This is a genomic window from Amycolatopsis xylanica, assembly GCF_900107045.1.
In the GTDB taxonomy this organism is placed as follows: domain Bacteria; phylum Actinomycetota; class Actinomycetes; order Mycobacteriales; family Pseudonocardiaceae; genus Amycolatopsis; species Amycolatopsis xylanica.
The window spans coordinates 63,472-88,767 of record NZ_FNON01000010.1; the positions used below are offsets into that span (position 1 = coordinate 63,472).

26 protein-coding genes are annotated in these 25,296 nt (G+C 68.9%); 12 read left to right on the forward strand and 14 right to left on the reverse strand.

Translation table 11 applies throughout. The features are described from left to right. Positions 1-55 precede the first annotated feature (55 nt). Complete coding sequence (locus BLV57_RS35390; RefSeq protein ID WP_091297014.1) at positions 56-1,282, forward strand: MFS transporter; 1,227 nt, start codon at positions 56-58, stop codon at positions 1,280-1,282. On the opposite strand, the gene BLV57_RS35395 is transcribed toward BLV57_RS35390, so the two are convergent. The 4 genes from BLV57_RS35395 to BLV57_RS35410 form a co-directional block, all read right to left on the reverse strand. After that, positions 1,279-2,487 (reverse strand): glycosyltransferase, encoded by a 1,209-nt coding sequence (locus BLV57_RS35395; protein ID WP_091297017.1) that lies wholly within the window; start codon positions 2,485-2,487, stop codon positions 1,279-1,281. The two genes, BLV57_RS35390 and BLV57_RS35395, sit on opposite strands and share 4 nt — an antisense overlap. Positions 2,488-2,605: 118 nt before the next feature. Next, a complete protein-coding gene (locus tag BLV57_RS35400; protein WP_091297541.1) occupies positions 2,606-3,271 on the reverse strand; it encodes a DNA alkylation repair protein in 666 nt (221 codons plus the stop codon). Between the two features lie 25 nt (positions 3,272-3,296). Beyond that, positions 3,297-4,709: a rifampin monooxygenase gene (gene rox, locus BLV57_RS35405; protein WP_091297019.1), complete on the reverse strand. Its 1,413-nt coding sequence runs from the start codon at positions 4,707-4,709 to the stop codon at positions 3,297-3,299. A 183-nt stretch (positions 4,710-4,892) separates the two neighbouring features. Continuing rightward, complete coding sequence (locus BLV57_RS35410; protein WP_091297021.1) at positions 4,893-5,549, reverse strand: class I SAM-dependent methyltransferase; 657 nt, start codon at positions 5,547-5,549, stop codon at positions 4,893-4,895. 36 nt (positions 5,550-5,585) lie between these two features. Between BLV57_RS35410 and BLV57_RS35415 the strand changes: the two genes are divergently transcribed. Next, positions 5,586-6,026 carry a MerR family transcriptional regulator gene (locus BLV57_RS35415; RefSeq protein WP_091297024.1) on the forward strand — a complete coding sequence of 147 codons (441 nt, stop codon included), beginning with the start codon at positions 5,586-5,588 and terminating at the stop codon, positions 6,024-6,026. A 63-nt stretch (positions 6,027-6,089) separates the two neighbouring features. Here BLV57_RS35415 and BLV57_RS35420 read toward each other — a convergent pair whose 3' ends face one another. Beyond that, positions 6,090-7,184 carry a C40 family peptidase gene (locus BLV57_RS35420; protein WP_425426064.1) on the reverse strand — a complete coding sequence of 365 codons (1,095 nt, stop codon included), beginning with the start codon at positions 7,182-7,184 and terminating at the stop codon, positions 6,090-6,092. Then, positions 7,181-8,122, reverse strand: a complete 942-nt coding sequence (locus tag BLV57_RS35425) for a nucleoside hydrolase (RefSeq protein ID WP_091297025.1) — start codon at positions 8,120-8,122, stop codon at positions 7,181-7,183. Before BLV57_RS35425 ends, BLV57_RS35420 begins: the two co-directional genes overlap by 4 nt. 52 nt (positions 8,123-8,174) lie before the next feature. On the opposite strand from BLV57_RS35425, the gene BLV57_RS35430 reads away from it, so the two are divergent. Beyond that, entirely contained in the window at positions 8,175-8,927 is a 753-nt protein-coding gene (locus tag BLV57_RS35430; RefSeq protein WP_091297028.1) for an acyltransferase, read from the forward strand. A 211-nt stretch (positions 8,928-9,138) separates the two neighbouring features. On the opposite strand, the gene BLV57_RS35435 is transcribed toward BLV57_RS35430, so the two are convergent. Continuing rightward, positions 9,139-9,405: a PASTA domain-containing protein gene (locus BLV57_RS35435; protein WP_091297031.1), complete on the reverse strand. Its 267-nt coding sequence runs from the start codon at positions 9,403-9,405 to the stop codon at positions 9,139-9,141. Between the two features lie 48 nt (positions 9,406-9,453). Beyond that, positions 9,454-10,878 (reverse strand): short-chain fatty acyl-CoA regulator family protein, encoded by a 1,425-nt coding sequence (locus BLV57_RS35440; RefSeq protein ID WP_091297033.1) that lies wholly within the window; start codon positions 10,876-10,878, stop codon positions 9,454-9,456. Between the two features lie 227 nt (positions 10,879-11,105). Here BLV57_RS35440 and aceA point away from each other — a divergent pair, with 227 nt between their 5' ends. Then, positions 11,106-12,380 carry an isocitrate lyase gene (aceA, locus tag BLV57_RS35445; RefSeq protein ID WP_091297036.1) on the forward strand — a complete coding sequence of 425 codons (1,275 nt, stop codon included), beginning with the start codon at positions 11,106-11,108 and terminating at the stop codon, positions 12,378-12,380. 83 nt (positions 12,381-12,463) lie between these two features. Next, positions 12,464-14,056, forward strand: coding sequence for a malate synthase A (aceB, locus tag BLV57_RS35450; protein ID WP_091297038.1), 1,593 nt, complete (start codon positions 12,464-12,466; stop codon positions 14,054-14,056). 181 nt (positions 14,057-14,237) lie between these two features. Here the strand turns inward: aceB and BLV57_RS35455 are convergent, their stop codons facing one another. Beyond that, positions 14,238-14,756, reverse strand: a complete 519-nt coding sequence (locus BLV57_RS35455) for a TetR/AcrR family transcriptional regulator (protein ID WP_091297040.1) — start codon at positions 14,754-14,756, stop codon at positions 14,238-14,240. 83 nt (positions 14,757-14,839) lie between these two features. On the opposite strand from BLV57_RS35455, the gene BLV57_RS35460 reads away from it, so the two are divergent. Both BLV57_RS35460 and BLV57_RS44285 read left to right on the forward strand, forming a co-directional pair. After that, the gene (locus BLV57_RS35460; RefSeq protein WP_091297044.1) at positions 14,840-15,277 is read left to right on the forward strand and encodes a nuclear transport factor 2 family protein; all 438 of its coding nucleotides are present in this window, start codon (positions 14,840-14,842) and stop codon (positions 15,275-15,277) included. Positions 15,278-15,389: 112 nt separating this feature from the next. Continuing rightward, complete coding sequence (locus tag BLV57_RS44285; protein ID WP_281244458.1) at positions 15,390-15,512, forward strand: hypothetical protein; 123 nt, start codon at positions 15,390-15,392, stop codon at positions 15,510-15,512. A 10-nt stretch (positions 15,513-15,522) separates the two neighbouring features. Here BLV57_RS44285 and BLV57_RS35465 read toward each other — a convergent pair whose 3' ends face one another. Next, on the reverse strand, positions 15,523-16,776 hold the full coding sequence (locus BLV57_RS35465) for a glycosyltransferase family 4 protein (RefSeq protein WP_091297045.1): 1,254 nt from the start codon (positions 16,774-16,776) through the stop codon (positions 15,523-15,525). Positions 16,777-16,841: 65 nt separating this feature from the next. On the opposite strand from BLV57_RS35465, the gene BLV57_RS35470 reads away from it, so the two are divergent. Continuing rightward, on the forward strand, positions 16,842-18,491 hold the full coding sequence (locus BLV57_RS35470; RefSeq protein WP_245757645.1) for a glycoside hydrolase family 2 protein: 1,650 nt from the start codon (positions 16,842-16,844) through the stop codon (positions 18,489-18,491). A 42-nt stretch (positions 18,492-18,533) separates the two neighbouring features. Here BLV57_RS35470 and BLV57_RS35475 read toward each other — a convergent pair whose 3' ends face one another. The 3 genes from BLV57_RS35475 to BLV57_RS35485 form a co-directional block, all read right to left on the reverse strand. Then, a complete protein-coding gene (locus BLV57_RS35475; protein ID WP_091297051.1) occupies positions 18,534-18,749 on the reverse strand; it encodes a hypothetical protein in 216 nt (71 codons plus the stop codon). Positions 18,750-18,759: 10 nt separating this feature from the next. Beyond that, positions 18,760-19,812: a trypsin-like peptidase domain-containing protein gene (locus tag BLV57_RS35480; RefSeq protein WP_091297054.1), complete on the reverse strand. Its 1,053-nt coding sequence runs from the start codon at positions 19,810-19,812 to the stop codon at positions 18,760-18,762. 153 nt (positions 19,813-19,965) lie between these two features. Next, entirely contained in the window at positions 19,966-20,757 is a 792-nt protein-coding gene (locus BLV57_RS35485; protein WP_143047231.1) for a nitroreductase, read from the reverse strand. 220 nt (positions 20,758-20,977) lie between these two features. Here BLV57_RS35485 and BLV57_RS35490 point away from each other — a divergent pair, with 220 nt between their 5' ends. From BLV57_RS35490 to BLV57_RS35505, 4 genes are all read left to right on the forward strand, one after another. Next, positions 20,978-21,388 (forward strand): pyridoxamine 5'-phosphate oxidase family protein, encoded by a 411-nt coding sequence (locus BLV57_RS35490; RefSeq protein WP_176968953.1) that lies wholly within the window; start codon positions 20,978-20,980, stop codon positions 21,386-21,388. A 35-nt stretch (positions 21,389-21,423) separates the two neighbouring features. Further along, positions 21,424-22,068, forward strand: a complete 645-nt coding sequence (locus tag BLV57_RS35495) for a response regulator transcription factor (protein WP_091297063.1) — start codon at positions 21,424-21,426, stop codon at positions 22,066-22,068. Positions 22,069-22,172: 104 nt separating this feature from the next. Further along, the gene (locus BLV57_RS35500; protein WP_176968954.1) at positions 22,173-23,825 is read left to right on the forward strand and encodes a sensor histidine kinase; all 1,653 of its coding nucleotides are present in this window, start codon (positions 22,173-22,175) and stop codon (positions 23,823-23,825) included. Positions 23,826-23,890: 65 nt separating this feature from the next. Continuing rightward, a complete protein-coding gene (locus BLV57_RS35505; protein ID WP_245757646.1) occupies positions 23,891-24,811 on the forward strand; it encodes a nitroreductase family protein in 921 nt (306 codons plus the stop codon). Here the strand turns inward: BLV57_RS35505 and BLV57_RS35510 are convergent. Further along, on the reverse strand, positions 24,808-25,296 hold the full coding sequence (locus BLV57_RS35510; protein ID WP_091297066.1) for a glutathione peroxidase: 489 nt from the start codon (positions 25,294-25,296) through the stop codon (positions 24,808-24,810). The genes BLV57_RS35505 and BLV57_RS35510 overlap by 4 nt on opposite strands.

Below are 25,296 nucleotides of genomic sequence, written 5' to 3' on the forward strand. Positions count from 1 at the left end.
TTTGCCACTTTGGCAAAGTCGCGCCGGGGCCGGGTAGATCTGCTTGGATCATGCGATGGGGCGGCGATCTTTGGGGCGGAAGTTCGGCTGGCTCTGGGCCGCGTACGCGGTCAGTTCCTACGGGTCCGGACTGGGCTTCGGCGCGTTTTCGGTGCTGGCGATCATGGTGCTGCACGTGGGACCGGCCGCGGTGTCGGTGCTGTCGGCCGCCGGGCTGGCGGCCGGGGCGGTGCTCGCCGTCCCGCTCGGGCCGTGGGTGGAGTTCCGGCGCAAGCGGCCGGTGATGATCGCGATGGACCTGATCCGGTTCGCCGCGCTGCTGAGCATCCCCCTGGCGTTCGCGTTCGGGTGGCTCAGTTTCGTGCAGCTGCTGGTGGTGTCGGTGCTCGTGGCCGCCGCCAAGATCGCGTTCACCTCCGCGAGCGGCGCCTACCTGAAAACGCTTGTGCCGCAAGAGGATCTGCTGGTCGCTAATGCCCGGTTCGAGTCGACGACCTGGAGCTCCGTCGCGCTCGGCCCACCGCTCGGCGGAGCCGCGATCGGCCTGTTCGGCCCGGTCACGACCGTGCTGGCCGACGCGTGCAGCTACCTGCTGTCGGCGTTGGGCATCCGCGCGATCGGTGGCACCGAGCTGCGCCCCGAGCGCGTGGACAAGGCCAGGCCGCGCGCCAGTGACCTGCTCGACGGGTGGCGCTACATCCTGGAAAACCCGGTGCTGCGCAAGCTTTTCCTCAACACGATGCTCGTCAACGGCCTGATCATGGCGACCGAACCGCTGCTCGCCGTGCTCATGCTCGGCCAGCTCGGGTTCGAGCCGTGGCAGTACGGCCTCGCGTTCGCGGTGCCTTGTGCCGGCGGGCTCATCGGTTCGCGGCTGGCCCGCAAGCTCGTCACGCGATTCGGCCAGCACCGGGTCCTGCTCGTCGCTGGGACACTGCGCGCGTGCTGGCTGATCGGCCTGGTCTTCATCCGGCCCGGACTGCCGGGACTGGTGATCGTGATGGTCGTCGAGCTGGGCTTGATCCTGTGCATCAGCCTGTTCAACCCGGTGATGACCACGTACCGCCTCGCCAGCACCGAGACGGGCCGCGTCGCGCGGATGCTCTCGGCGTGGTCGATCAGCTCCAGCGCGACCATCGCGGCGCTGACCGCGCTGTGGGGGCTGCTGGCCACCGCCACCAGCCCCCGGATCGCGCTCGCGGCCGCGGGCGTGCTCTGCCTGATCACGCCGGTCCTGCTGCCCCGGCGCGACCACACCAAACAGCCGCAGCCCGTTTCCTAGCGCTCGAGCAGCATCTTCGCGGCGACGGTCGCGCCGTCCGTCCGGATCATGCCCGCCACTTCACTCGCCCGCGCCCGCGTTTCGGGGGTGAGTACCTGAGTGAGCGCGGCGGTCAGTGACTCGACGGTCGCCGTCGAGTCCATATGCGCCACCCCGATTCCCAGGTCGGCGACCCGGGAGGCCCAGTACGGCTGGTCGGCGATGCGCGGCATGATCACCTGCGGCGCACCGGCCCCGGCGGCCGTCGTCGTGGTGCCCGCGCCGCCGTGGTGCACGACCGCGGCCACCCGCCGGAACAACGCCTGCTGATTGACCTCGCCGATGGCGAAGCAGTCGTCGGCGTCGTCGACCAGTCCCAGCCCGGCCCAGCCGCTGCCGAGCAGCACCCGGTGCCCCTGCGCGCGGATCGACTCGGTCGCCACCCGCGCGATGTCCGACGGCGCGTGCGCCGCCATGCTGCCGAAGCCGACGTAGACCGGCGGAGCGCCCGCGTCCAGGAACGCGGTCAGGTCGTCCGGGAGCGGCCGCTCGTCGGGCAGCAGCCACGCTCCGGTTTGGACAAGGTCGTCGTAATTCGTCATGCCCTCCGACGGGCACAACGTCGGATCGGCGGCCAGCAGCGGCCGGTCGGTGAAGACGTGATCACGCACGTTGTCCACCGGCGGCATGCCGAGCTTCGCCCGCCCGGCGTTGAGCGCCTCGCCGTACAGGCCGTTGACGCGTTCGGCGTCCTGCTTCCACAGCACTTCGCTGTCCGTCTCGTCCTCGGACGACGGCGTGCCTGGCCGCTGACCCGGCCGGAAGTGCCGCGAAGGCAGCCCGAAGATCTGGAAACACGCGTACACGTAAGGAATTCCCAGATGTTCGGCCACGTCCCGCACCCCCGCGGGCATCAGGCCGGAGCCCATCATCAGATCGCATCCCTCGGCCGCCTTGCCGAGCACCTCGAACCGCGCCCTGACCAGCTCGGGCGCGAGCCAGAACGCGTCCTTCGCGGTCGGCGGCTTCTCCCCGGACACCACCGACTTCACCGACGGCCCGAGCGGCACCAGCGGGACCCCGGCCCGCCCGAGCAGCTCGACGAAATCGTCGTCGGGCGGCGCGGCCACCGAGGCCTCGGCGCCCAGCCCCCGCAACGCCACCGCGAGCCCCGCCAGCGGCTCGACGTCCCCGCGTGATCCCCATGTCGACAACAGCACACGCACTTTTCGAATCCCCGTTTCCCCAGGTCATAGCCTTGGACCGGGCAATTGTGGAACATGCCCCGGGGCTTGCCGCAAGCCCCGGGGTGCGCTATATGTTGAAGGGGGCGGGGAGTTCCCCCTATCCGGTGACCTCTTGGCGCCGCACCATCTCGGTGATCCAGATCGGCGCGAACGGCGAAGTGCAGCCCGGCGGCGTCGGATAATCCTTGAGCACCTGCAGCCGCTCGCCGATCTCGAGCGCGCGGGCGCGCAGCTCCGCGTGCTCGATCCCGATCTGGGCCAGGCAATGGTTCATCGCCCACTGCAGCCGGTCCGGCGCGTCCTTCATCTCGGCCTCGATGACGTCGAGCAGGCCCGCGAGGTCGAGACCTTCCGGCTTCTTGGCGACGCGTTCGGTCGTCAACGCCCAGCCCGCGCTCGCGACCACCGGATCCGCGTCCGCGAACCAGGCCACGCGCAGCTCTTCGGCGTGCGGGCTTTTCTTGACGACGTAGTTCACGAGCCAGTCATGCACCTTGGGTGTGCGTGCCTCGCGCAGCATCGTGTCCAGCTCGTCGCGCTCGAACGCCTTCGGACGGCAGATCAGCAACGCCAGCAGCCGCGCCGCGGTGTCACCGGTCGCCCACAGCTCCTTCGCGAGGTCCTGCTGGGTTTTCAGCCGTTTCGCGACCGCGCGCAGCTTGCTGAGATTCACGCCGTGGTCGTCGCCGTGCTTCTCGTTGACCGCGCGGGCTCTCGGGTCCTCGAGATCGGCCAGTTCGGCCATCACCTCGGCCACGCTCATCGCCACCACCTCCGGCGGAAGTCAATCATTCGCCGAACCAGCGCGCGAGATGGTCGTCCAGTCCGGACTGCGTGTCACCGATCCAGGCGACGTGACCGTCGGGACGGAGCAGGAGGCACGGAACGTCGATCGCCGCGGTGGGGTCCGCGAGGTGATCGACCCGGTCCGACCAGCCGCCGGTGGTCAGGCGTTCGGTGCGGTCGAGCAGCAGGCCGCGGCCACGGCGCAGCAGGTCGTAGAGGCGGCCCGTTTTCACGTCGATGTCGCGAAGACGGCGGCCGAGCAGGTCGGGGCCTTCGCCGAAGTCGTAGCGGAGGTCGAGCGCGGCGATCTTCGCGATCAGATGGCGGTTCACCTCGTCGAAGTCCATCAGCTCGGTGAGCAGCCTGCGCACCGCTTGCGCGCCCGGTTCGGTGGACAGCAAAGCCATCTGGGCACGGGTGTTGTCGAGCACGTCCGCGGCGACCGGATGACGTTCGGCCTGGTAGGTGTCCAGCAGACCTTCCGGAGCCCACCCGCGGATTTGTGCCGCCAGTTTCCAGCCAAGGTTGACCGCGTCCTGGACGCCGAGGTTGAGGCCTTGACCGCCGGTCGGCGGGTGGATGTGCGCGGCGTCGCCCGCCAGCAGCACCCGTCCGACCCGATACCGTTCGGCCAGCCGGGTGGCGTCCCCGAAACGGGACAGCCAGCGCGGCGAGTGCACGCCGAAATCGGTTCCGGCGAGGGCGCGCAGCCGGTCTTGGAAATCCGCGAGAGTCGGCGGTTCCGTACTGACTCCTTTCGCCGGAACGACGACGCTGTAGCTTCCGCCGCCGAAAGGCCTGAGCCAGAACGGTTTGTGGATCTCCTGGACCTCGGCGACCTTGGCGGCGATCTCCGCTTGCGGCGCGCTCACTTCCATTTCGCCCATCAGCGTGTCGGTCCGTGAGGGCTCGCCGGGAAATCCGACGCCGAGCAGTTTGCGGACCCTGCTGCGCCCGCCGTCGCAGCCGACGAGATAGCGCGTACGCAGCCGTTGCCCATCGTCCAGCTCGACGGTCACGCCAGCGTCGTCCTGCTCGAAGCCGGTGACCGCGTGACCGCGCCGGACCTGAGCGCCCAGCTCGGCCGCGTGTTCTTCCAGCAGGCGCTCGATGACCGGCTGCGGGATGCCCAGCAGATACGCGTGCGCGGTGTCCAGGTCCTGGGGAGCGGGTTTGTCGATGGCGGCGAAGATGCCGCCCGCCGGACGCTGCCTGCCGTGTTCGAGCAAGCGGTCCAGCAAGCCGCGCATGGCCATCAGTTCGAGACTGCGGGCATGCAGGCCGACGATGCGGACGAACGACTTGGGTTCGGTTTCCTTGTCGAGAACGAGAACCCGCACCTCGTGCAGCCGCAGTTCGGCGGCCAGCATCGCGCCGGTGGGCCCGCAGCCGGCGATGACGACATCGAAATCCATGGTGGTGCCTTTCGGGAGTGCCTGGCGGCGCTCCCGGCGACACCTACGTCAATCGCCTGCCGTGACAGCAAGGGGGAGCACCCACGTCGATCCAGCGGTCATGGGTCTCACCTCCTCGGGCGGTGTCACGGACGGGAGCAAGCTACAAGCTCCCGCCCGCCCGGCGCCACTTCTTTATCGGCCTCAGGCAGGTGCCACGTACCCGATGACGCACGTCGCCGGCGGGTCGAGGTCGAGCATCTCGGTGCGGAGGCGTTCGAACCCAGCCTCGGTCAGCCGGCCTGCCAGCTCCTGGGCGGCCGCCGCCGAAGTGGCCGCGGTGGCACCGGGACAGCGGGGCTGGGAGACCAGGGCGATGCGCCCACCGGGCCGCAACAGCCGGGCCAGTTCGCGGAGCCGGGCGGTCGGCTCGGGCCACATGCCTACCGTGTTGACCGCCAGCGCGGCGTCGAATGGCCCTTCGCTGATCGACAGGTTCTCGACCGGAGTGTGCACCAGGTGTACTCGTCCGGTCCTGATGGCGGGCCTGTTGCGGTGGCGGGCCTGGCGGATCATGACTTGCGAATGGTCGACGCCGACGACCAATCCCCGGGACGCTCGGGTGGCGAGAGCGGCGATGGCCACGCCCGGACCGCAGCCGAGTTCGATGACGCGGTCGGTCGGCTGGACGTCGAGAAGCCGCACTGCCCAGCGGTTGCGCGCCACGTTCGATGAGCGTCGGCCCATGATCCAGCCGGCGACATGCCCCACCGCTCCGGTCGGCTGGTGGAACTGCGCCAGCCCACCACGAGGACCCCACCATCGCAGGATGCGGCCCAGCACCCTCTCCTTGATCTTCATGGGGTGAGCCAAGCACTTCGAGTACGCTTGAAGTCAATGTCCGCTACCGAGCGCACCCCGCCGTCGTTGTCCATCGGTGAGCTGTCCGAACGCACCGGTGTGCCGACGAGCGCGCTGCGCTACTACGACGAACTCGGCTTGGTGCGGCCGGAGGCACGGGCGTCGGGACGACGCCGCTACGCCGCGTCGGCGGCCAGGGACGTCACCACGATCCTCTTCTTCCGCGAGATCGGATTTTCGCTGGCGGAGATCGGGCGGTTCCTCGCGGGCGAGCGGCAGGGCCGGCGGGAGATGATCGAGCACAAGCTGGCTGAGCTGGCCGAGCAGCAGCACCGTATCGAGGTGGCCCGCGCGGCGCTCGAGCACGGTCGGCGATGCCCGGCAGGCGATCCCGTGAAGTGCCCCCGGTTCTGGTCGATCATCGAAGGGCGACAGCGCGGCCTCTCACTGGAAGAAAGCCACGAGCGAGCGCACTGACCGACCGCTCACCGAGCCCGAGTGCCCGGATGCCGGGTCATGCTCGTCACCTGCGACGGATGGTCAGGCGACCGGACGGCCCGCGCCCGCGTAGTCGTCACCCTGCTTGCGGTACGTGTGCACCTGGACGGCCTGGCCCTCGGTCGGCGCGTCGATCATCTGCTGGTTGCCGATGTACAGGCCGACGTGGTGGATCTTCGTCTTCGGCTCGCCGTAGAAGATCAGGTCGCCGAGCTGCGGCTCACTGACCGCCTTCACGCTGCGGAACTGCGTGTCGGCCGTGCGCATCAGCTTGACGCCCGCGCTCCCGTACGCGGCGGTGGTCAGGCCGGAGCAGTCGAAACCGGGGTCGCTGCCGCCCTTGCCGTTGCCGCCCCACACGTACGGCAGGCCGATCTTGCTGATCGCGAAGTTCACCGCGCCCAGCACGGCCGGGTTCGGCGCGTCGGAGCGCTGGCCGACGGTGCCGTAGACGTTGAGGGTGGCCAGGGTGCGGTGCAGCATCAGGGGAGCGGAGTGCAGTGTGCTCACGGCCTTCCACCACACGTCACCCTTGAGCAGGTCGCGGCCGTCGCCGCAGAGCGCGCGGGCCGCGGTGAGCACCACGTCGTCGATGTTCTGCACATCGGGCGTCTTGCCCGACGCGCTGGCCTGCCACTTGTCCCAGATCGCCGACGGCAGCTGCAACGGGCCGTTCGCGTCAGGGGACGACACCACACGGCCGTAGAAGTCCTTGAACTGCACGTTCCCGATCGGCTTCGACGGGGTGCCCGCCTGGTCGAACTGCGCCTCGAGCGCGCGGCCGTGGTCGGTGGTGGTCTTGCCGACGGCGGCCAGCGTCACCCACGAGAGGTGGCAGTCCGGCTTCTCCTTGGCCATCGCGAGCGTCGCCTTGGCGTAGCTCTCCATGGGGCGCAACGGGATGTCGAGCCAGGTGCTGGTCTTGCTGGCCCACGCGTCGAACGCCTGGCCGGGCTCGGCTGGCGGCTTGCTGTTGTCGCGCAGGATGACCGGCGTCTCGACCGGCGGCAGCTGCGTGGGGGCGGGGTCGGCCGCGGTCGTCGTCTTCGCGCCGCCCGGCGCGAGCTGCACGGCGACGACCAGCGCGCCCGCCGCGACGACGACGGCTCCGAGGGAGATCACTGCCTTGCGCTTCACCGGGTACCAGCCAATCGGGTCAGCAGGAATGCGCGGAGTCCGTCGAGATCGGTGTCCAGCGCGACGTCGACCGTGCGGCCGCCGCCGGGCTTGAGCCTGCGATCGGCCACGGTCGCGCCCCGCGCCGCGCCGAAACCGCAGTCCACCTCGATCGGGTAGGTCTCGGTCACCAGGATGCCCGGCTTGATCGCCTCGGCGACGGCGACAGCGTCGTGCAGCACGATCCCGTCGAAGCCCAGCTCGGTGCGGTAGTGCGCCAGGTACTCGGCGGTCAGGCTCTTCAGCGTCGCGCCGAGCGGGCCGGACGCCGCGAGCTTGCCCAGCCACGCCGAGTCGAACGCGCAGCGATGCGTGAGGTCGAGCGGCACCAGCACGCAGGGCACGTCCTCCTCGACCAGCACGCGCCGCGCGGCCTCGGGGTCACTCCAGATGTTGAACTCGGCCGCCGGGGTGCTGTTGCCGTGGTGCAGGCCGCCGCCCATGATCACGATGCGCGCGATCTTCGCCTTGACGCCGGGGTGCGCGGCCAGCAGCAGCGCGATGTTGGTCAGCGGGCCGATCGGCGCGAGGGTGACCGGCCCGTCCGCCGCTTCGATCAGGGAGACCAGCAGGCTGACGGCGTCCGAGGACTCCAGCGGCCTGGTCGGCTCCGGCAGGGTGTGCGAGCGGCCGGACAGCCCGTCGGCGCCGTGGACGTGCGCGGCCCTGTCCAGCTGGGCGTGCACGAGCGGCCGGTCCGCGCCCGCGGCGACCGGCACGTCCGGCCTGCCGCAGAGTTCGAGCAGCCGCCGCGCGTTGAGCGTGGTCGTTTCCAGTGGCACGTTGCCGAAGACCGTGGTCACCCCGAGTAGCTCGACGTCGTCGCTCAGCGCGGCCAGCCCGATCGCGAACGCGTCATCGACACCCGGATCGGTGTCGATGATCAGCCTCGTCCCCATGTCCATCCCCTTGATAACGACGTGCACCCCGCATCAGGTTACGGTCTCGGGTATGACGTCCATGTGGGGTGCACCCGCCATGTCCAGGCTGAAGGCCTGGGGGAAGGCCCGCCGCGACCCGCGGCAGGCGAAGTTCCTGACCAAGGCCTCGCTGCGCTGGGTGCTGCGCAACCGCGCGTACACGCCCTGGTACCTGGTCCGATACTGGCGGCTGCTCAAGTTCCGGATCGCCAACCCGCACATCATCCTGCGCGGCATGCTGTTCCTCGGCAAGGACGTCGAGATCCACTGCCGCCCCGGCTACGGCCGGATGGAGATCGGCCGCTGGGTGCACGTCGGCGACGGCAACGCCATCCGCTGCCACGAGGGCTCGCTGCGCATCGCGGACAAGTGCGTCTTCGGCAGGCAGAACGTGCTCAACGGCTACCTCGACATCGAGCTCGGCGAGGCCACGCTGGTCGCGGACTGGGTCTACATCTGTGACTTCGACCACGTCACCGCGGACATCACCGTGCCGATCAAGGACCAGGGCATCGTGAAGTCCCCGGTCCGCATCGGCCCGGACACCTGGCTCGGCACCAAGGTCACGGTCCTCAAGGGCACCCGCGTCGGCCGAGGCTGCGTGCTGGGCGCCCACGCGGTCGTCCGCGGCGAGATCCCGGACTACTCGATCGCCGTCGGCTCACCCGCCCGCGTCGTCCGCAACCGCCAAGACGACTACGCCGCCGACGCGGCCCGCCGCGAAGCCATCGCCGACATGGCCCGCAAAGCCAACAAAGCCCTCCAGAAAACCCTCGAGTCCTAGGCGAACGGGATAAAGCGGGCTTTATCCCGGGGAAAAGCACCCGGGATAAAGCCCGCTTTATCCCGTTCTGGCTCAGGGGCAGGCTCCGCAAGGAACAAGGGTGGCCCTTGTAACGCTCAGCGTGACAAGGGCCGCCCTTGTCACGTCCGGGCGCACGTTGTGAACGAGGCGCTCACAACGCTCAAGGTTGCAAAAGAGCCGCTCGCAACGTTCACGACCCCGGCTTGGGGCAGGGCTCCTTCAGCTTGACGACGTCGAGTTCCACCGGCTCGTAGCGCTTGACCGGTGCGCCTGCGGCGGGGCGCTGGGCGCAGACCTTCCAGTGCGCGGGCCACAGGACCGGGCGGTCGTCGCCGGAGATGTCGCGGACGTGGACCGGGTTCTGCCAGCCGATCTGGTCGTACGCCTCGACCACCGTCTTGCCGACGACGTCGGGCATCGGCGGCAGCAGCAACAGGGCGATCATGATCGACTTCATGGATCCTGCTTACCGCGCCGCCGTGCCCGTCCCAAGCAGGTGCACCCGTTAGGACTTCGGCACCGCCGGATAGGGGACGAAGGTGCTGGTGTTCTCGTCGACCGTGAGCTGCTTGCCGATCGTGGGGAACGCGCGCTGCGAGCACGCCGGGCGTTCGCAGACTTTGCAGCCCATGCCGATCGGGGTCGCGGCCGCGCGGTCGTCCAGGTCGAGGCCGGTCGAATAGATCAGGCGGCGGGCGTGCCGCAGTTCGCAGCCGAGGCCGACCGTGAACGTCTTTCCCGGGCTGCCGTAACCGCCGATGTTGCGTGACACCGTGCGCGCGATCCAGAAATAGCTCTTGCCGTCGGGCACGGTCGCGATCTGTGTGAGGATTTTGCCGGGTGAGGTGAACGCTTCGTAGATGTTCCACAGCGGACACGCGCCGCCCACCCGTGAGAAGTGGAAACCGGCCGCCGACTGGCGTTTCGACATGTTGCCCGCGCGGTCCACCCGCACGAAGGAGAACGGCACCCCGCGCATCTTGGGGCGCTGCAAGGTGGACAGGCGGTGGCAGACCGTCTCGAAGCCGACGCCGAAGTGGTCGCACAGCCGCTCGATGTCGTAGCGGAAGCCTTCCGCCGCCGACAGGAATGGTCCATAGGGGAGGATCAGCGCGCCCGCGAAGTAGTTCGCCAGCCCGACGCGGGCCAGAGACCTGGCCGCAGGCCCCGAAAACGCCCACGAGTCGGCGAGTTCGGTGATCAGGTCGTCGTATTCGAGCAACGCGATTTGCGAAGCCATGCGAAACGCCTGCTGGCCGACGCGCAGGCTCGGCGCGAGCCGCAGCACGCGGGCACGCGGGTCGTAGCGGTGCTGTTCGTCGGATGCCTGGTTGATGCCCTCGCTGGTGACCTCGACGCCGTGTTTCACCGTCAGGTATTCGCGTAGCGCGCCGAGCACTTCGCCCCGGCGCAACGGCGTCGACACCGCCATGCGCTCGGCGCGCTCGTCGAGCTCGGCGACGTAGTTCTCGCGCTCGTAGAAGAAGTCGCGCACCTCCTCGTGCGGGAGGCTGCCCGCCGCGCTGCCGTGCAGGCCGAGGCCGTTTTCCGTGGTCAGCGCCGCGGTGTTCTCGACGGCGTTGCGGTAGCTGCGGTGCAGTTTGACCAGTGCCTGCGCGATGGTCGGCAGGTTGGTGGCGAGCTCGTTCAGCTCGGAGGTGGTCACGTCGACGCCGATCACCTCGTCGAGCAGCGCTTCCTTGACGTCGGCGACCAGGCGGGCGGTGTCGTTGTTGGCGAAGAACTCCGTGTCGACACCGAAAGCCTGCGTGATGCGCAGCAGCACGGGAACGGTCAGCGGGCGCGAATTGTGCTCGATCTGGTTGAGGTAACTGGGTGAGATCTCCAGCACACGAGCCAGATCCGCCTGGCTCATCGACCGGCTTTCGCGCAGATGCCGCAGCCGCGCCCCGGCGAAGGTTTTGTCCACTCTGGCCTCTCTGTCCGCAAGGTTTCCGGTTCTGAACGATTCCGTGAACGATCCAGAACGCGGATTCTCGCTCGGTTGCGAACCTGCGATTCGCAACCTTCACAGAAGCGTACGGAATCTTCGCAGAAATTGGCAAATTGGCGCTCTGGATCTCGTTTCCCCGGCCGTGTCAGGGTCTGGACCGGCAAGACGAGACATCGCAAGATTCGCAACACCCGGGAGCATCGATGACTGATCAGCAGCAGCAGGCGGCGGAACTGGCCGAGCAGTGGGCCACCGATCCCCGCTGGGAGGGCGTCCAGCGGAGCTACACCGCGGCCGACGTGGTGAAGCTGCGCGGCAGTGTCGTCGAAGAGAACACCCTCGCCCGCCGCGGTGCCGAGAAGCTGTGGAACCTCCTGCACACCGAGGACTACATCCACGCGCTCGGCGCGCTCACCGGCAACCAGGCCGTGCAGCAGGTGCGCGCCGGCCTGAAGGCGATCTACCTGTCCGGCTGGCAGGTCGCGGCCGACGCGAACCTCGCGGGCCAGACCTACCCCGACCAGAGCCTCTACCCGGCCAACTCGGTGCCCGCGGTCGTCCGCCGCATCAACAACGCGCTGGGCCGCGCCGACCAGATCAACTGGGCCGAGGGCAACACCGACATCGACTGGTACGCCCCGATCGTCGCCGACGCCGAAGCGGGCTTCGGTGGTCCGCTCAACGCGTTCGAGCTGATGAAGGGCATGATCGCCGCCGGAGCCGCTGGCGTGCACTGGGAAGACCAGCTCGCCTCGGAGAAGAAGTGCGGCCACCTCGGCGGCAAGGTGCTCATCCCGACCAAGCAGCACGAGCGCACCCTCAACGCCGCGCGTCTCGCCGCGGACGTGGCCGGTGTCCCGTCGGTCATCATCGCCCGCACCGACGCGCAGGCCGCGACCCTGCTGACCAGCGACGTCGACGAGCGTGACCAGAAGTACGTGACCGGCGAGCGCACCGCTGAAGGCTTCTACACCGTCCGCAACGGCATCGACCCCTGCATCGACCGCGGCCTGGCCTACGCGCAGTACGCCGACCTGCTGTGGATGGAGACCTCGGAGCCGGACCTGGAGGTGGCCCGCAAGTTCGCCGAGGCCATCAAGGCGAAGTACCCGAACCAGCTGCTGGCCTACAACTGCTCGCCGTCGTTCAACTGGAAGAAGCACCTGGACGACGCCACCATCGCGAAGTTCCAGCGCGAGCTCGGGCACATGGGCTACAAGTTCCAGTTCATCACGCTGGCCGGTTTCCACGCGCTGAACTACTCGATGTTCGACCTGGCGCACGGCTATGCCCGCGAGGGCATGACCGCCTACGTCGACCTGCAGGAGCGCGAGTTCGCTTCGGAGGAGCGCGGCTACACGGCCACCAAGCACCAGCGCGAGGTCGGCACCGGCTGGTTCGACAAGGTCGCCACCGCGCTCAACCCGACCAGCTCGACCACGGCGCTCACCGGTTCCACCGAGGAAGCCCAGTTCTGACGCAGCCCAGGATTTAGCGGGCTTTATCCCGGAAAAGCGCCGGGATAAAGCCCGCTAAATCCCCCCTTCTTGGAGGACTTGAGATGAAGCTGGACTACCGGATTGAGGTCACCGGACCGGATGGCCCGCGGTTCGACGAGATCCTCACCCCCGCCGCGCTCGCCTTCGTGGCCAAGCTGGACAACGCCTTCGCCGGCCGTCGCGCCGAGCTGCTCGACGCGCGCCGTCTCCGCCGCGAGAAGATCCGCTCCGGCGAGGAGACGCTCGGGTTCCTGCCCGAGACCGCCTCGATCCGGAACGACGACTCGTGGCACGTGGCGCCCACCGCGCCCGGGCTCGAGGACCGCCGCGTCGAGATCACCGGCCCGACCGACCGCAAGATGACGGTCAACGCGCTCAACTCCGGCGCCAAGGTCTGGCTCGCCGACTTCGAGGACGCCACGTCTCCGACCTGGCACAACGTGATCGACGGCCAGCTCAACCTCTTCGACGGCATCCGCCGCGCGATCGACTTCACCACCGAGTCCGGCAAGCACTACGCCGTCGGCGAGTCGCCTGCCACCATCGTCGCCCGCCCGCGTGGCTGGCACCTGGTGGAGAAGCACATCCGCATCGACGGCCGCCCGGTGTCGGCGAGCCTGGTCGACTTCGGGCTGTACTTCTTCCACAACGCGCGCCAGCTCATCGCCCGCGGCCGCGGCCCGTACTTCTACCTGCCCAAGCTGGAAAGCCACCTCGAAGCCCGGCTGTGGAACGACGTTTTCCTGCTGGCGCAAGACGAACTGGGCATCCCGCGCGGGACGGTCCGCGCGACCGTGCTGATCGAGACGATCACCGCGGCGTTCGAAATGGACGAGATCCTCTACGAACTGCGCGAGCACGTCGCCGGGCTCAACGCCGGCCGCTGGGACTACATCTTCAGTGTCATCAAGAACTTCTCCGAGCACGGCGCCGACTTCGTGCTGCCGGACCGGGCGCAGGTGACGATGACCGTGCCGTTCATGCGGTCCTACACCGAACTGCTGGTGCGGACCTGCCACAAGCGTGGCGCGCACGCCATCGGCGGCATGGCGGCGTTCATCCCGTCGAAGGACCCGAAGGTCAACGCGGTCGCCATCGACAAGGTCCGCGCGGACAAGGAACGCGAGGCGGGCGACGGATTCGACGGCTCGTGGGTCGCCCACCCCGGCCTGGTCCCGGTGTGCCGCGAGGTCTTCGACGAGGTGCTCGGCGGCTGGCCGAACCAGCTCGGCAAGCTGCGTGAGGACGTCGTGGTCACCGCCGAGGACCTGCTCGACGTGGCCAGCGCGGGCGGCGAGGTCACCGAGGCCGGCGTGCGCGGCAACATCAACGTCGCGCTGCGGTACATCGACGCGTGGCTGCGCGGCACCGGCGCGGCGGCGATCCACAACCTGATGGAGGACGCCGCCACCGCGGAGATCGCGCGCTGCCAGGTGTGGCAGTGGATCCGCAACGGCACCAAGCTCGAAGACGGCACGGCGCTCACCCACGAGCTGGCAGTGTCCTATTTGGACGAAGAGCTCGCGTCGATCCGGGCGGAACTCGGCCACTCCCGGCTCGATGACGCTCGTGCCATCTTCGAAGAGACCGCGCTCGGCGAGAAGCTCCCCAGCTTCCTGACGACGAGCGCTTACGCGCGGTACCTCACCGCGTGAGAGACCCCGCTCCGGTCCCTACCTGACGAGGGACCGGAGCGGTGCACACCGGGAATGGATTTGGGCCGGTGTGTGGAGCGGGTCCGGCGCAGGGTGGCTCCCCTTGCGCCGGGCCCGCTCCGAGGGTTTGCCCAGCTCAGGGGTCGTGAGTGGCGCGGCCGGTTCTAACCGGTCCAAACACTCACGACCCCTGAGCTGCGAAAACGAGGTCTTTGGCGGTCAGGGCCTCGCCTGGGTCGCCGGTGATGGCCGCGAGCACGGTCGCGCCCTCCATCGCCACGAAGATCCGGTCACCGTCGGCGCTCAGCCCACGCAAGTACCGCCGGACTTCGTTCTTGTGCAGCCGGATCGCGGCGGCGATGCCGGGCGCGGGGGAGCCCAGCTCCCCGAACGAGTTGATGAACGCGCAGCCCCGGAACCCGGGTTCGCTGAACCAGTCGTGCAGCCAGTCGAACACCGCCAGCGGATCGTTGCCGTGCGCGGTCACGTAGGCCTCCAGCGATGCGCGCCAACGCTTGTCCCGCCGCAGCAGGTACGCCTCGACAAGCTCGTCCTTCGAAGCGAAGCACTGGTAAAGCCGCTTCAACGAGACCCCGGACTCGGCGCGGATCGCGTCCATGCCGACGGCCGAGACGCCGTGCGCGTAGAAGAGCGACTCGGCGGCGTCGAGCAGCCGTTCGGTCGCCTCGGTGTGGTCCACGACACCTGCCTCTGGTTTGGAGAACGTGCGTTCTCTAGGCTATCCGGAGAACGCATGTTCTCCAAACCGAGGGAGCACTAGTCATGCAGTTCGACGAAGAGACGGCGCGCCGGAAGGTGCAGGCCGCCGAAGACAACTGGAACACCCGCGACCCCGAACGCGTCGCGCTCGCCTACACCGAGGACTGCGTCTGGCGTAACCGCGACCAGCACGTGGTCGGGCGCGCGCAGATCGTCGAGTTCCTGACGGCCAAGTGGGCGCGGGAACTCGACTACGCATTGCGCAAGGAGTTATGGGGCTTCCGGGGCAACCGGATCGGCGTCCGGTTCCAGTACGAGTCGCATGACGCGGACGGCCAGTGGTTCCGCAGCTACGGCAACGAACTCTGGGAGTTCGACGACAGCGGGCTGATGCGGCGGCGCGAGGCGAGCATCAACGACGTGGCGATCGACGCGTCCGAACGGCGCATCAGGGGCAGCCGTCCGGAGTCAGAACATGGGGTCCTGTTGCCCGTTTTCTGACGGAAAACGGAAATAAGTACCGGTACCTAGTGTTCCACCTATTGTTTCGCCGGGACCGCGCGCGGATGCTCTGCGCAGGCGCGTTCGCGCCTGTCATCCCTGAGGAGTCCCCATGAAAACGCAGTTGAGAGCTGTGCTGGCCGCTGTTTTCACGGTGCTGGCGCTGGCCGGGGCCACGGTCGTGCCGTCGACCGCGTCCGCGGCGCCGGTCTGCGTCCGGCCCTGCCACTGGTAGTCCCGGCTACCTAGAGTTCGAAGGCGTTGCCCGTAGCGATCTTGGGCCGTCCGAACTCGACCGGCTCGCCGACCTTCGCACGGCGGTAGACATCCGCCGTGGCCTGGGCGATCCGGTCCCAATCGAAGTCCGCGGCGAGCCGGGACTGGGCGGCCAGCGCCCGCCGGGTCGCCGCGGTTTCGTCTTCCAGCACGGCTTCCACGGCCGTCGCGAGCGCGTCGACGTCGCCAGGCTTGAACGCCAGGCCGGTCTCGCCGTCGATCACCACCTCGCCGAGCCCGCCCGCGGTCGACGCGACCAGCGGCGCCTTCGCGGCCGCCGCTTCGAGCGCGACGATGCCGAACGGCTCGTAGCGGCTCGGCAGCACGACGGCGTCCGACGCGGCCAGCACCGCGCGCAGCTCGCGGTCGGTGAGATGCCCGACGAAGTCCACCGCGCGCCGGATCCGCAGCTTGCGCGCCTGCTCGACCAGTTCCTCGAGATGCCGTCCCTTGCCTGCCACGACCAGCCGGGTCCCGGGCTGGGAGCGCCGGATCCTCGGCAGCGCGGCCAGCAGGTCCTGCACCCCCTTTTCCCACTCCAGCCTGCCGAAGAACAGCAGCAGCGGCGCGCCGGACGGGCTGTAGACCTCGCGTGCGTGCGCGATCTCGTCCTCGGGGACCTGCCAGCTGCGTTCCTCGATGCCGTTGTGGATGACCGTGATGTCGCCGGCCTCGATCTCGAAGAGGTGCGCGACCTCCTTGCGCATCGCCTGCGAGCAGGTGATCAGCGCGTCGACCCTGTTCGCCAGCCACCATTCGACCGAGTGCACCTGCTGGCTGAGCGGCTGCGAGAGCCAGCCGGAGTGCCGCCCGGCCTCCGTGGCGTGGATGGTGCCCACGAGCGGCACCCTGGCCGCCTCGGCGACCGCGATGGCAGGGTGGGTGACGAGCCAGTCGTGGGCGTGCACGACATCGGGCTGCCAGGTGCGCAGCAGGTCGGTGGCCGCGCGGATCATCGCGTGGCCCATGGCCAGCGTCCAGGCGACCAGGTCGCGTTCGAAGGTGAGGTGGGCGGGATCCTCGGCGACCCGGATGATCCGCACGCCGTCGACAACGCGGTCGGTGCGCGGATGGGTCTCGGCGTCGGTGCCCGCCGTGTGACGGCAGAGCACGACCACCTCGTGCCCCCGGCGGCTCAGGTGCCGCGCCAGCGCGTGCACGTGCCGGGACAAGCCGCCGACGACCACCGGTGGGTACTCCCACGACAACATCAGCACACGCATGACACAGCAGGTTACTCACCAGTCGGTGAGACTCGAACCTCGCGGGAAAGGAGCAGGCCATCACTGTGACGGGCGGCACACTGACGACGCCATGGGAAGCCGACGCGCTGCCGGAGTATCCCCGGCCCGCGCTGGTGCGTGAGCGCTGGCTGAATCTCAACGGGACCTGGGACTACGGCCGTGACGAGCGGATCCGCGTGCCGTATCCGCCCGAGTCGGCGCTGTCCGGGATCGGGCGGCACGACGACCGGATGCGCTATCGGCGCGTGTTCGAAATCCCAGCGGGCTGGACGGGCGACCGGGTGCTCCTGCATTTCGGCGCGGTCGATCAGCGGGCGTCCGTCTGGGTCAACAATCAGCGCGTCGCCACTCACGAGGGCGGCTACACAGCCTTTTCCGTCGACATCACCGACGTGCTGCGCGAAACCGGTTCACAGGAGCTGGTCGTGCACGCGGAGGACCGGACGGACGTCGAGACGTTCCCGGTCGGCAAGCAGCGTGCGGCACCTGGCGGGATCTTCTACACGGCGCATTCCGGCATCTGGCAGACGGTGTGGCTGGAGCCCGTGCCCGCGACCCACGTCTCTGGCTTGGACATCACACCGGACCTGACGGGCTTCACCGTGCGGCCACACGTCGTCGGGCCGCACACCGGTTGGGAGATCGTGGTCTCGACGCCGGACGGCGAGGTCGCGCGGACGACCGGCGACCGCGTCGACATCGGGGAGCCGCGGCTGTGGACGCCAGAGGACCCGTTCCTGTACGACGTGACCGTCCGCGTGGGCACGGATGTCGTGCGCGGCTACGCGGGCCTGCGCACGGTCGGCCTGCTGCCGGACTCGGAGGGCAGGCCGCGCATCGCGCTGAACGGCCGGATCACCTTTCTGCACGGCCCGCTCGATCAGGGCTATTGGCCGGACGGCATCTCGACGGCGCCCACCGACGAGGCGCTGCGGTCCGATCTGGAGAAGGCGAAGGAACTCGGCTTCAACTTCGTCCGCAAGCACGTCAAAGTGGAACCCGCGCGCTGGTATTACTGGGCGGATCGGCTGGGTTTGCTGGTATGGCAGGACATGCCGTCCCTGGCGATGCACTTCGACGGCCCGCAGGTGCCCGAACCCGACCCGGTGCCGGAAGCCAAGGCGCGCTTCGAGGCCGAGCTGGTGGCGATGATCTCTCAGCTGCGAAGCGTGCCGTCGATCATCGGCTGGGTCCCGTTCAACGAAGGCTGGGGCGAGTTCGACACGGCCCGGATCGCCGCGCTCGTCAAGGGAATGGATCCGACGCGGCTCGTGGTGGCGTCGAGCGGGGTCAATTGTTGTTTCTCCCACCCGGATTCCGGCGCCGGTGACGTCTACGACGACCACACCTACGTCGGCCCCGGTGTGCCGGTGGTCTCGGGTGGACGGGCCATTGTGGACGGTGAGTACGGTGGGCTCGGCCTGGTGCTCGACGAACATCGGTGGCCGGGGCCGCCGGACGCCTACGAGATGTGTCCAGACTCGGAGACGCTGACGTCCCGCTACGCCGAGGTCAGCGAGGCTTTGGTGGAAATCATTGGCGCGACAGGACTTTCGGGCGCGGTCTACACGCAGCTGACCGATGTGGAGAACGAGGTCAACGGCTTCTACACCTACGACCGGCGGGTGCTGAAACTCGACCCGGGCGTCGCCGACCTCAACCGCAAGGCCATCTCCGCAGGTCAAGACTCGTGAGTGGTACGGCCGGTTCTAACCGGCCTAAACACTCACGAGTCTTTACTCGGCTTGGATGTCGAAGGGGCCGCCTTCGCGGACTCGCACGGGAATGCCGTGCACCTCGCGCGGCAGGGTGCCGACCTTGCCGCCGCCGGTGAAGACGTCGATCGTCGGTGCGCCGTCCGCTTCGCCCTGGCCGACGCCGATCACCCCCGGCACGTCGTCGAGCCAGCGTGCGGCGACGGTGAGCGCGGCTTCGGTGTCGGCGTCGGTCATGGCGGGTATTTTACGGGTACACGCGGATGCTGAGCAGCGCCTCGACGAGCGAAATCCGGTTCATCACCGTCACCACGGGCGAACCCGCGAACAGCAGGCCGACGGCGCGCTTGGTCAGATCGACCACCAGGCTGCCGGAGTCGCCGCCCGCGGACATGTCCGAGGTCAGGATCTGCTGTGCGAACCGGGCCACCTGCCCGCCGCCGTAGTTGACGTCGACCGTGGCGTTGATGTTCGTGATCGTGCCGGTGGTCCAGTTGGTGGTGCGGCCGCACTTCTGCACCTGCAGGCCGATCGCCGGGGTGGTGTTGACGCCCGCCAGCTCACCGATCCAGAAGACGCGCCGGTGCAGGTCGTGGAACTGGCCTTCGGCGATGGCCGCGTCGACGAAGTTCAGCGGCACCGGCTGGCCGGGCTGGATGAACTTGATCGGCACGAACCGGCTCAGCCTGGCGATGACGTCGGCGGGCGCCGTGCCGCCGTCGAACGGGCCCGGCTGCAGGATCGGGTCGCCGATCGCGGCGGCGTTGGAGTTCGCCAGCACGTGGTTGTTGCTCAGGATGTAGTAGCGGGACGGTTTTCCGGGGAACGCGGACGCGTCGTAGACGGCCGTGCTGTACGTGCCCGCGGTGATCTTGAAGTGGCCGACGCTCACGCCGCCGAACGCAGGGCGGAACTTCTTGGCCAGCGTGAAGGGGCCGGGCTGTTCCTCTTCGGTCCGGTACGCCAGCCGGACGCCGGACTCGTCGGAACGCACGGCCGACCCGTTGTCCAGCAACGGAACCACCGGCGCGCCCGCCTGCAGCACGCCGACCTCCTGCACGTCGGTCGGCACGTCGCCGAGCCGCTCGGGCAGGACGTCGTCTTCGCGCAGCATCTCGCGCGGGAGCTTCGCGTCGACCAGGATGGTGATGGCCTTTTCGCCGGTGTCCACCCCGTCCCGCCACTTCGTGCCGAGCGCGACGCCGACCACGTTCTGCCGGGCGAACAGGGCTTCTTCCTCGGCGGCTTGCACGCCGGCCAGTGAGATGTACTCCTCCGGGATCATGTTGTTCTCGATCATGCCGCTCACGCTTTCCTGGCTGCTAGGCGTTGACGAAGCGGGGATCCCCAAGGAATCGAGTGTTCCCCGCCGCGCGCGTGTCGGCAATACGTCAATCGGGTGCGCGTTTTAAATCCGCAGTTTTAAATCCACAAAGGACGGACGAAAAAGGCTTCAGAACGTCGTTTTCGTGACCGCCGCGAATCCGTAGCCGAATCGGATGACAACCTGTGAGTAGGTGTCGCCGTCGCGCCGGCCCCTGGTCGTGCGGTTCTTCTTGATGGCCTCCTCTGGAATGGTGTACGAGGCGCTGACGCCGGACGCGGTCGCCGCGAGTAGCACGCGCTGCATCGCCTGGCCCGCGTGCAGCTGGTCGAGCGCGGTGTCGCCGCGCGAGACGATCTCGGCCACCAATGGCGCCCTGGCGTCCCGTCCGTCCATTGTGGAGTCGTGGCTCTGGATCAGGTCGAGGCCTTCCGCGCGGGCGGCGCGGGCCAGCGCGTTGACGATGTTCGGCGCGACCGGGCGCCGGTCGAAGGGGTGAGGGTGCGGGCGCCAGTGTGCGATCGCGCGGTAGAGCGCCTGATCGGCGAACGCCGGCGGCCGCGCACCCTTGAGCCAGACCGTGGCGAGGTGACCGGGGCGCCGCCGGTTCGGCAGCAGGTGGGTCGCCGAGGACCGCCCGCTCGCCCGCAGACCGGTGCGCAGGTTGAAGATCGCCGCGCCACAGTTGACCCTGACCTCGCGTGAGGGCGGCATCGTGCCCGGCCACGCACGGTCGCTCTCCAGCCAGACCTCGATGCGGTCGTCCTCGACCTCGAAGCACCACGGCCGGATGACGTGGGTGCCCTGCACGCGGTTGGCCACGTGCAGGGCGATGCGAACCTGGCCGTCCGTGGCCAGATCCTCGGTCGTGGGCTGGCGTTCGACCCTGATGGACCGTCCGAGCACGAATCTCGTTGTCATCGGCACCAGGCCTCCTCGCCACGACTGATTCGTGACACAGCATGCGGGACCCGTGACACCCGGTTAAGAGACTTTGGTCCTCAAGGGCGGGGACTCATGGGCCCCTCATTCGCCGCTTCGGCGGCACAAGAGGCGTTGGTCGATGACCTTCGGCCCTCCCTGCCCTGTCGCTCGCCGGGCGACAATCAGGTGGCCAACGGAGGGTCAACGGGAGGATGGCATGTACGAGTCGGCAGGGGTGAACGAACTCGGCTACCGCGAATGTCTCCGGCTGCTCGGCAGCGTGTCACTCGGCAGGCTCGTCTATACCGCGCACGCGCTGCCCGCGGTCCGGCTGGTCCCTTTCGCCGTCAGGGAGAGCACCGTCATCATGCGGGTGGTGGATTCCGATGTCGCCAAGGCCGTGCGTGACGCGGTGGTGGCGTTCCAGGCCGACGAGATCTCCCCCGAGCTCGGCGGCGGCTGGAGTGTCACGGTGGTCGGGCACGCCACGGCCGTCAAGGACAGTCTCGAACTCGCCAAACTGGCGGGGTTGCGGCCGTGGCCTTGGGGAATCCAGAAAAACGGTGCCTACGTGCGCATCGCGGTCGAGGTCGTTTCGGGCGGGCGCGTCACGTCGGAGGGGGGTTGAGCGATCTTCAGCGTATGGCACAGGCAGGGGGGAAGATGATCAAGGTGTTCGTGGTCGACGATCACGAGGTGGTGCGGCGCGGTGTGGCGGACCTGCTGGACTCGGCCGAAGACCTGCTGGTGATCGGCGAGGCGGCGACGTACGCCCAGTCGCTCGCGCGGATTCCGGCGCTGCGCCCGGACGTGGCCGTGCTCGACATCCGGCTGCCCGACGGCAACGGCATCGAACTGTGCCGCGAACTCCGGTCGCGGGTGCCCGACCTCAAGTGTCTCGTGCTCACGTCGTTCACGGACGAGCAGGCGATGCTCGACGCGATACTGGCCGGAGCGCGGGGCTATGTCATCAAGGACATCGACGGCACGCGGCTGATCAGTGCCGTGCGTGACGTCGGCGCCGGGCGCTCGCTGCTGGACAACCGCGCCGCGGCGACGTTGATGGCCAAGGTGCGCGCCGACGCCGGGCGCGGCGGGCCGCTCAAGGAGCTGACCGACCGTGAACACCAATTGCTCGACCTCATCAGTGAGGGACTTACCAACCGGCAGATCTCGGAACGCCTGCATTTGGCGGAAAAAACGGTCAAGAATTACGTATCCCGGCTGCTCACGAAGCTGGGCGTGCAGCGGCGCGCGCAAGCGGCCGCGCTGGCGAGCCGCCTGAAAGACGGCAGACGGGGCACTTAGCCTGAACGGTGCTGTCATTCCCGGTGAATGGGTGAGACCCTCAGCCAGTGACCGAGAGCGACCGAGCCGCTTCTGACGGTCCTGAGCCTAGCCAGCGGGACCCGATGTCGCAGTTGCGCCTCCGCGAACTCGTCACCGAAATCCAGTACCGCGTCAACCTTCTCGTCGACGCGCGCGAGCTGATGGACGGCTTGCTCGACGCGATGCTCGCGGTCACTTCGGGGCTCGAGCTGGAAGCGACCTTGCGCCGTGTCGTGCTCGCCGCGATCAAGCTGACCGACGCCGGCTACGGCGCGATCGGCGTGTTCAAGGCCAGTGGCGGGCTCGCGGAGTTCGTCCAGGAAGGCGCCACCGGCTCGGTTCCCGTCGGCCACGGCCTGCTTTCACTGCTGCTCGACGCCTCACAGCCGGTGCGGTTGCAAGACCTTTCGAAACATCCCGCCGCCGCGGCGTTTCCCGGCGGGCACCAGCCGATGGGCTCGTTCATCGGTGTCCCGGTGCGGGTGCGGGACCGGGTGTTCGGCAATCTCTACCTGACGGACAAGGCGGGCGGGCGGACTTTCAGCGACGACGACGGCGAAGTGCTGCAGGCGCTGGCGGCGGTGGCCGGGATCGCGATCGAGAACGTGCGGCTGAACGAGGAATCGCGCAGGCGCCTGCAATGGCGCGCGGCCGCCGACGAGATCCGGTCCGAGCTGCTGGCCGGAGCCGACGCGGACGACGTGCTGCGGCTGATCGCCGAGCGCGCGTGCCAGCTGGTCGGCGCCGACTACGCGTTCCTCGCGCTGCCGACGGATCCGGAGACGCCCGCCGACGAGGTGACCGAGCTGGTGATCACGATGGCCGCCAGGTTCGACGAGGGGACGGTCGTCGGCCGGACGATCCCGATCAAGGGCTCGACCTGCGGTGAGGCCTTCCGCACGCGGATGCCGTGCCGCGCGTCCGCGTTGTACTACGACCTGTCGTCCGAGGTGGGCGTGAAACTCGGGCCGGTGCTGGCGTTGCCGCTGCGCACGGCGGGATCGGTTTCGGGGGTGCTCGCCGTGCTGCGCAAGCTCGGCGGGGAGAACTTCGAGGCGGAACAGGTCCCGTTCGTCGCTTCGTTCACCGACCAGGCCGCGCTGGCGCTGCAGGTCGCGCGGGAACAGCGGCAGCGCTATGAGCTGGGGCTGCTCGCCGACCGGGAGCGGATCGCCCGCGATCTGCACGACCGGGTCATCCAGCGGCTGTTCACCATCGGGCTTTCCCTGCAGGCGACCCGGCATCGCAGCCGGTCACCGGAAACCCAGAGACGGCTCGGCGACGGCATCGAGGACCTGCAGGGCGTGATCAGCGACATCCGCACGACGATCTTCGACCTGCACGGTGACCACGACGGGACGTCGCGGCTGCGCAAACGTCTGCACGAGGCCATCGCCGAGCTGACCGCCGACGCGGGGCTGCGGTCGGTGGTGCGGCTGTCCGGCCCGCTCGGCGTGGTGCCGGCCGGGCTCGCCGATCAGGTCGAGGCGGTGATGCGGGAGGCGATCAGCAACGTGCTGCGGCACGCGCGGGCGAAGATGCTGACGGTCACCGTCACGATGGACGACGACGTCAGCGTCGAGGTCACCGACGACGGGATCGGCATCGGGGGCAGCCCGGAGGGAAGCGGGCTGCGCAATCTGGCCGAACGGGCCGTGGAGCACGACGGGACGCTGACCCTTTCGCCGAGGCCGGGCGGCGGCACGCGGGTCTTCTGGTCGGTACCACTGCCCTGAAGGCCCCTGCTTCTGGTGACTTTCGGCCCTGACGCGGCCGCGTGGGGTTTTGACAGAGTGCCCAAGTGATCAGCTTGCCGGAGATGCCGTGGAGAAGTCCCGGGCCGTTTGACGAGTCCATCGTGCGCGAGGCGCTGACTCTCGCGGTGCGCGCGCCATCGCCGCGCAACTCACAGCCGTGGCGCTGGGTGGTCGACGGCCCGACGGTGCATCTCTACGCCGGGCGTGACCGGCAGACCCTCGAAACCGATCCGAACGGCCCCGTGCTGTTGTTCAGCTGCGGCACCGCGCTGCACCACCTGCGGATCGCGCTGGCCGGGCTCGGCTGGCGCACGCTGGTGCACCGGCTGCCCGACGCCGCCGAGCCCGAGCTGCTGGCGACGATCGAGCTGACCAGGGGCGAGCCGACCGCCGACGAGATCTCGCTGGCCGCCGCCATCGGCCGCCGCCGCGACGATCCGCGCCGCTACAGCGACTGGAAGGTGCCCGAGGCGCACCTGACCTGGCTTTCGCGCTGTGCCAAGGACTCGGTCTCGGTCGAGCTGGTGCGTGACGGCGCGGTCCGGCCGCGGCTCGTGCACGCGATCGCGGAAGCGGAGCGCCGCCGGTCGGTGGACCCGGCGCTGCTGCTGGAGCTGCTCGAGGTGAACGGTCTCGCCTGGACGTCGCCGACCCTCGACTTCGACCGCGAGTCCGAGCTGTTCGTGCTCGGCACCGGCTCGGACGACCGGCAGGCGCGGCTGCGCGCCGGCGAGATCGCCAGCCGCGTCCTGCTCACCGCCACCAGTCTCGGCTTGGCGAGCTGCCTGCTGACCACGCCGCTGAGCATCGCGGACACCCGCGCCGTGCTCCGCGCCGAACTGCTCGGCGGCTGGTTCCCGCAGGCGGTGATCCGGGTCGGCTGGGCGCCGGTCAGCGCCCAGCCGGTCCCGGACGAGCCCAGGCGCTCGCTCGACGAGATCGTCCAGTTCGCGATCAAGGCCTAGCGCGGGAGGGCGGCTTCGACGGCCTTGACCAGGGTTTCGTCCTCGGGGGTGGTCTGCGGGCGGAAACGGGCGAGCACCTCGCCGTCGGCGCTGACCAGGAACTTCTCGAAGTTCCACTGGATGTCGCCCGCGGCGCCGTCGGCGTCGGCCGCCTGGGTCAGCTCGGCGTAGAGCGGGTGCCGGTCGTCGCCGTTCACGTCGATCTTCTCGAACAGCGGGAAGCTCACGCCGTACGTGGTCGAGCAGAACGTCGCGATCTCCTCGGCGCTGCCCGGCTCCTGCCCGCCGAACTGGTTGCACGGAAAGCCGACCACGGAGAAACCCTTGTCCGCGTAGGTCTCCTGCAGCTTCTCCAGCCCGGTGTACTGCGGCGTCAGCCCGCACTTCGAGGCCACGTTGACCACGAGCAGCGCCTTGCCGCCGAGCGAGCCGAGCGTGGACGGCTCGCCGGAGAGCGTGCGCAGCGGGATGTCGTGAATGCTCAA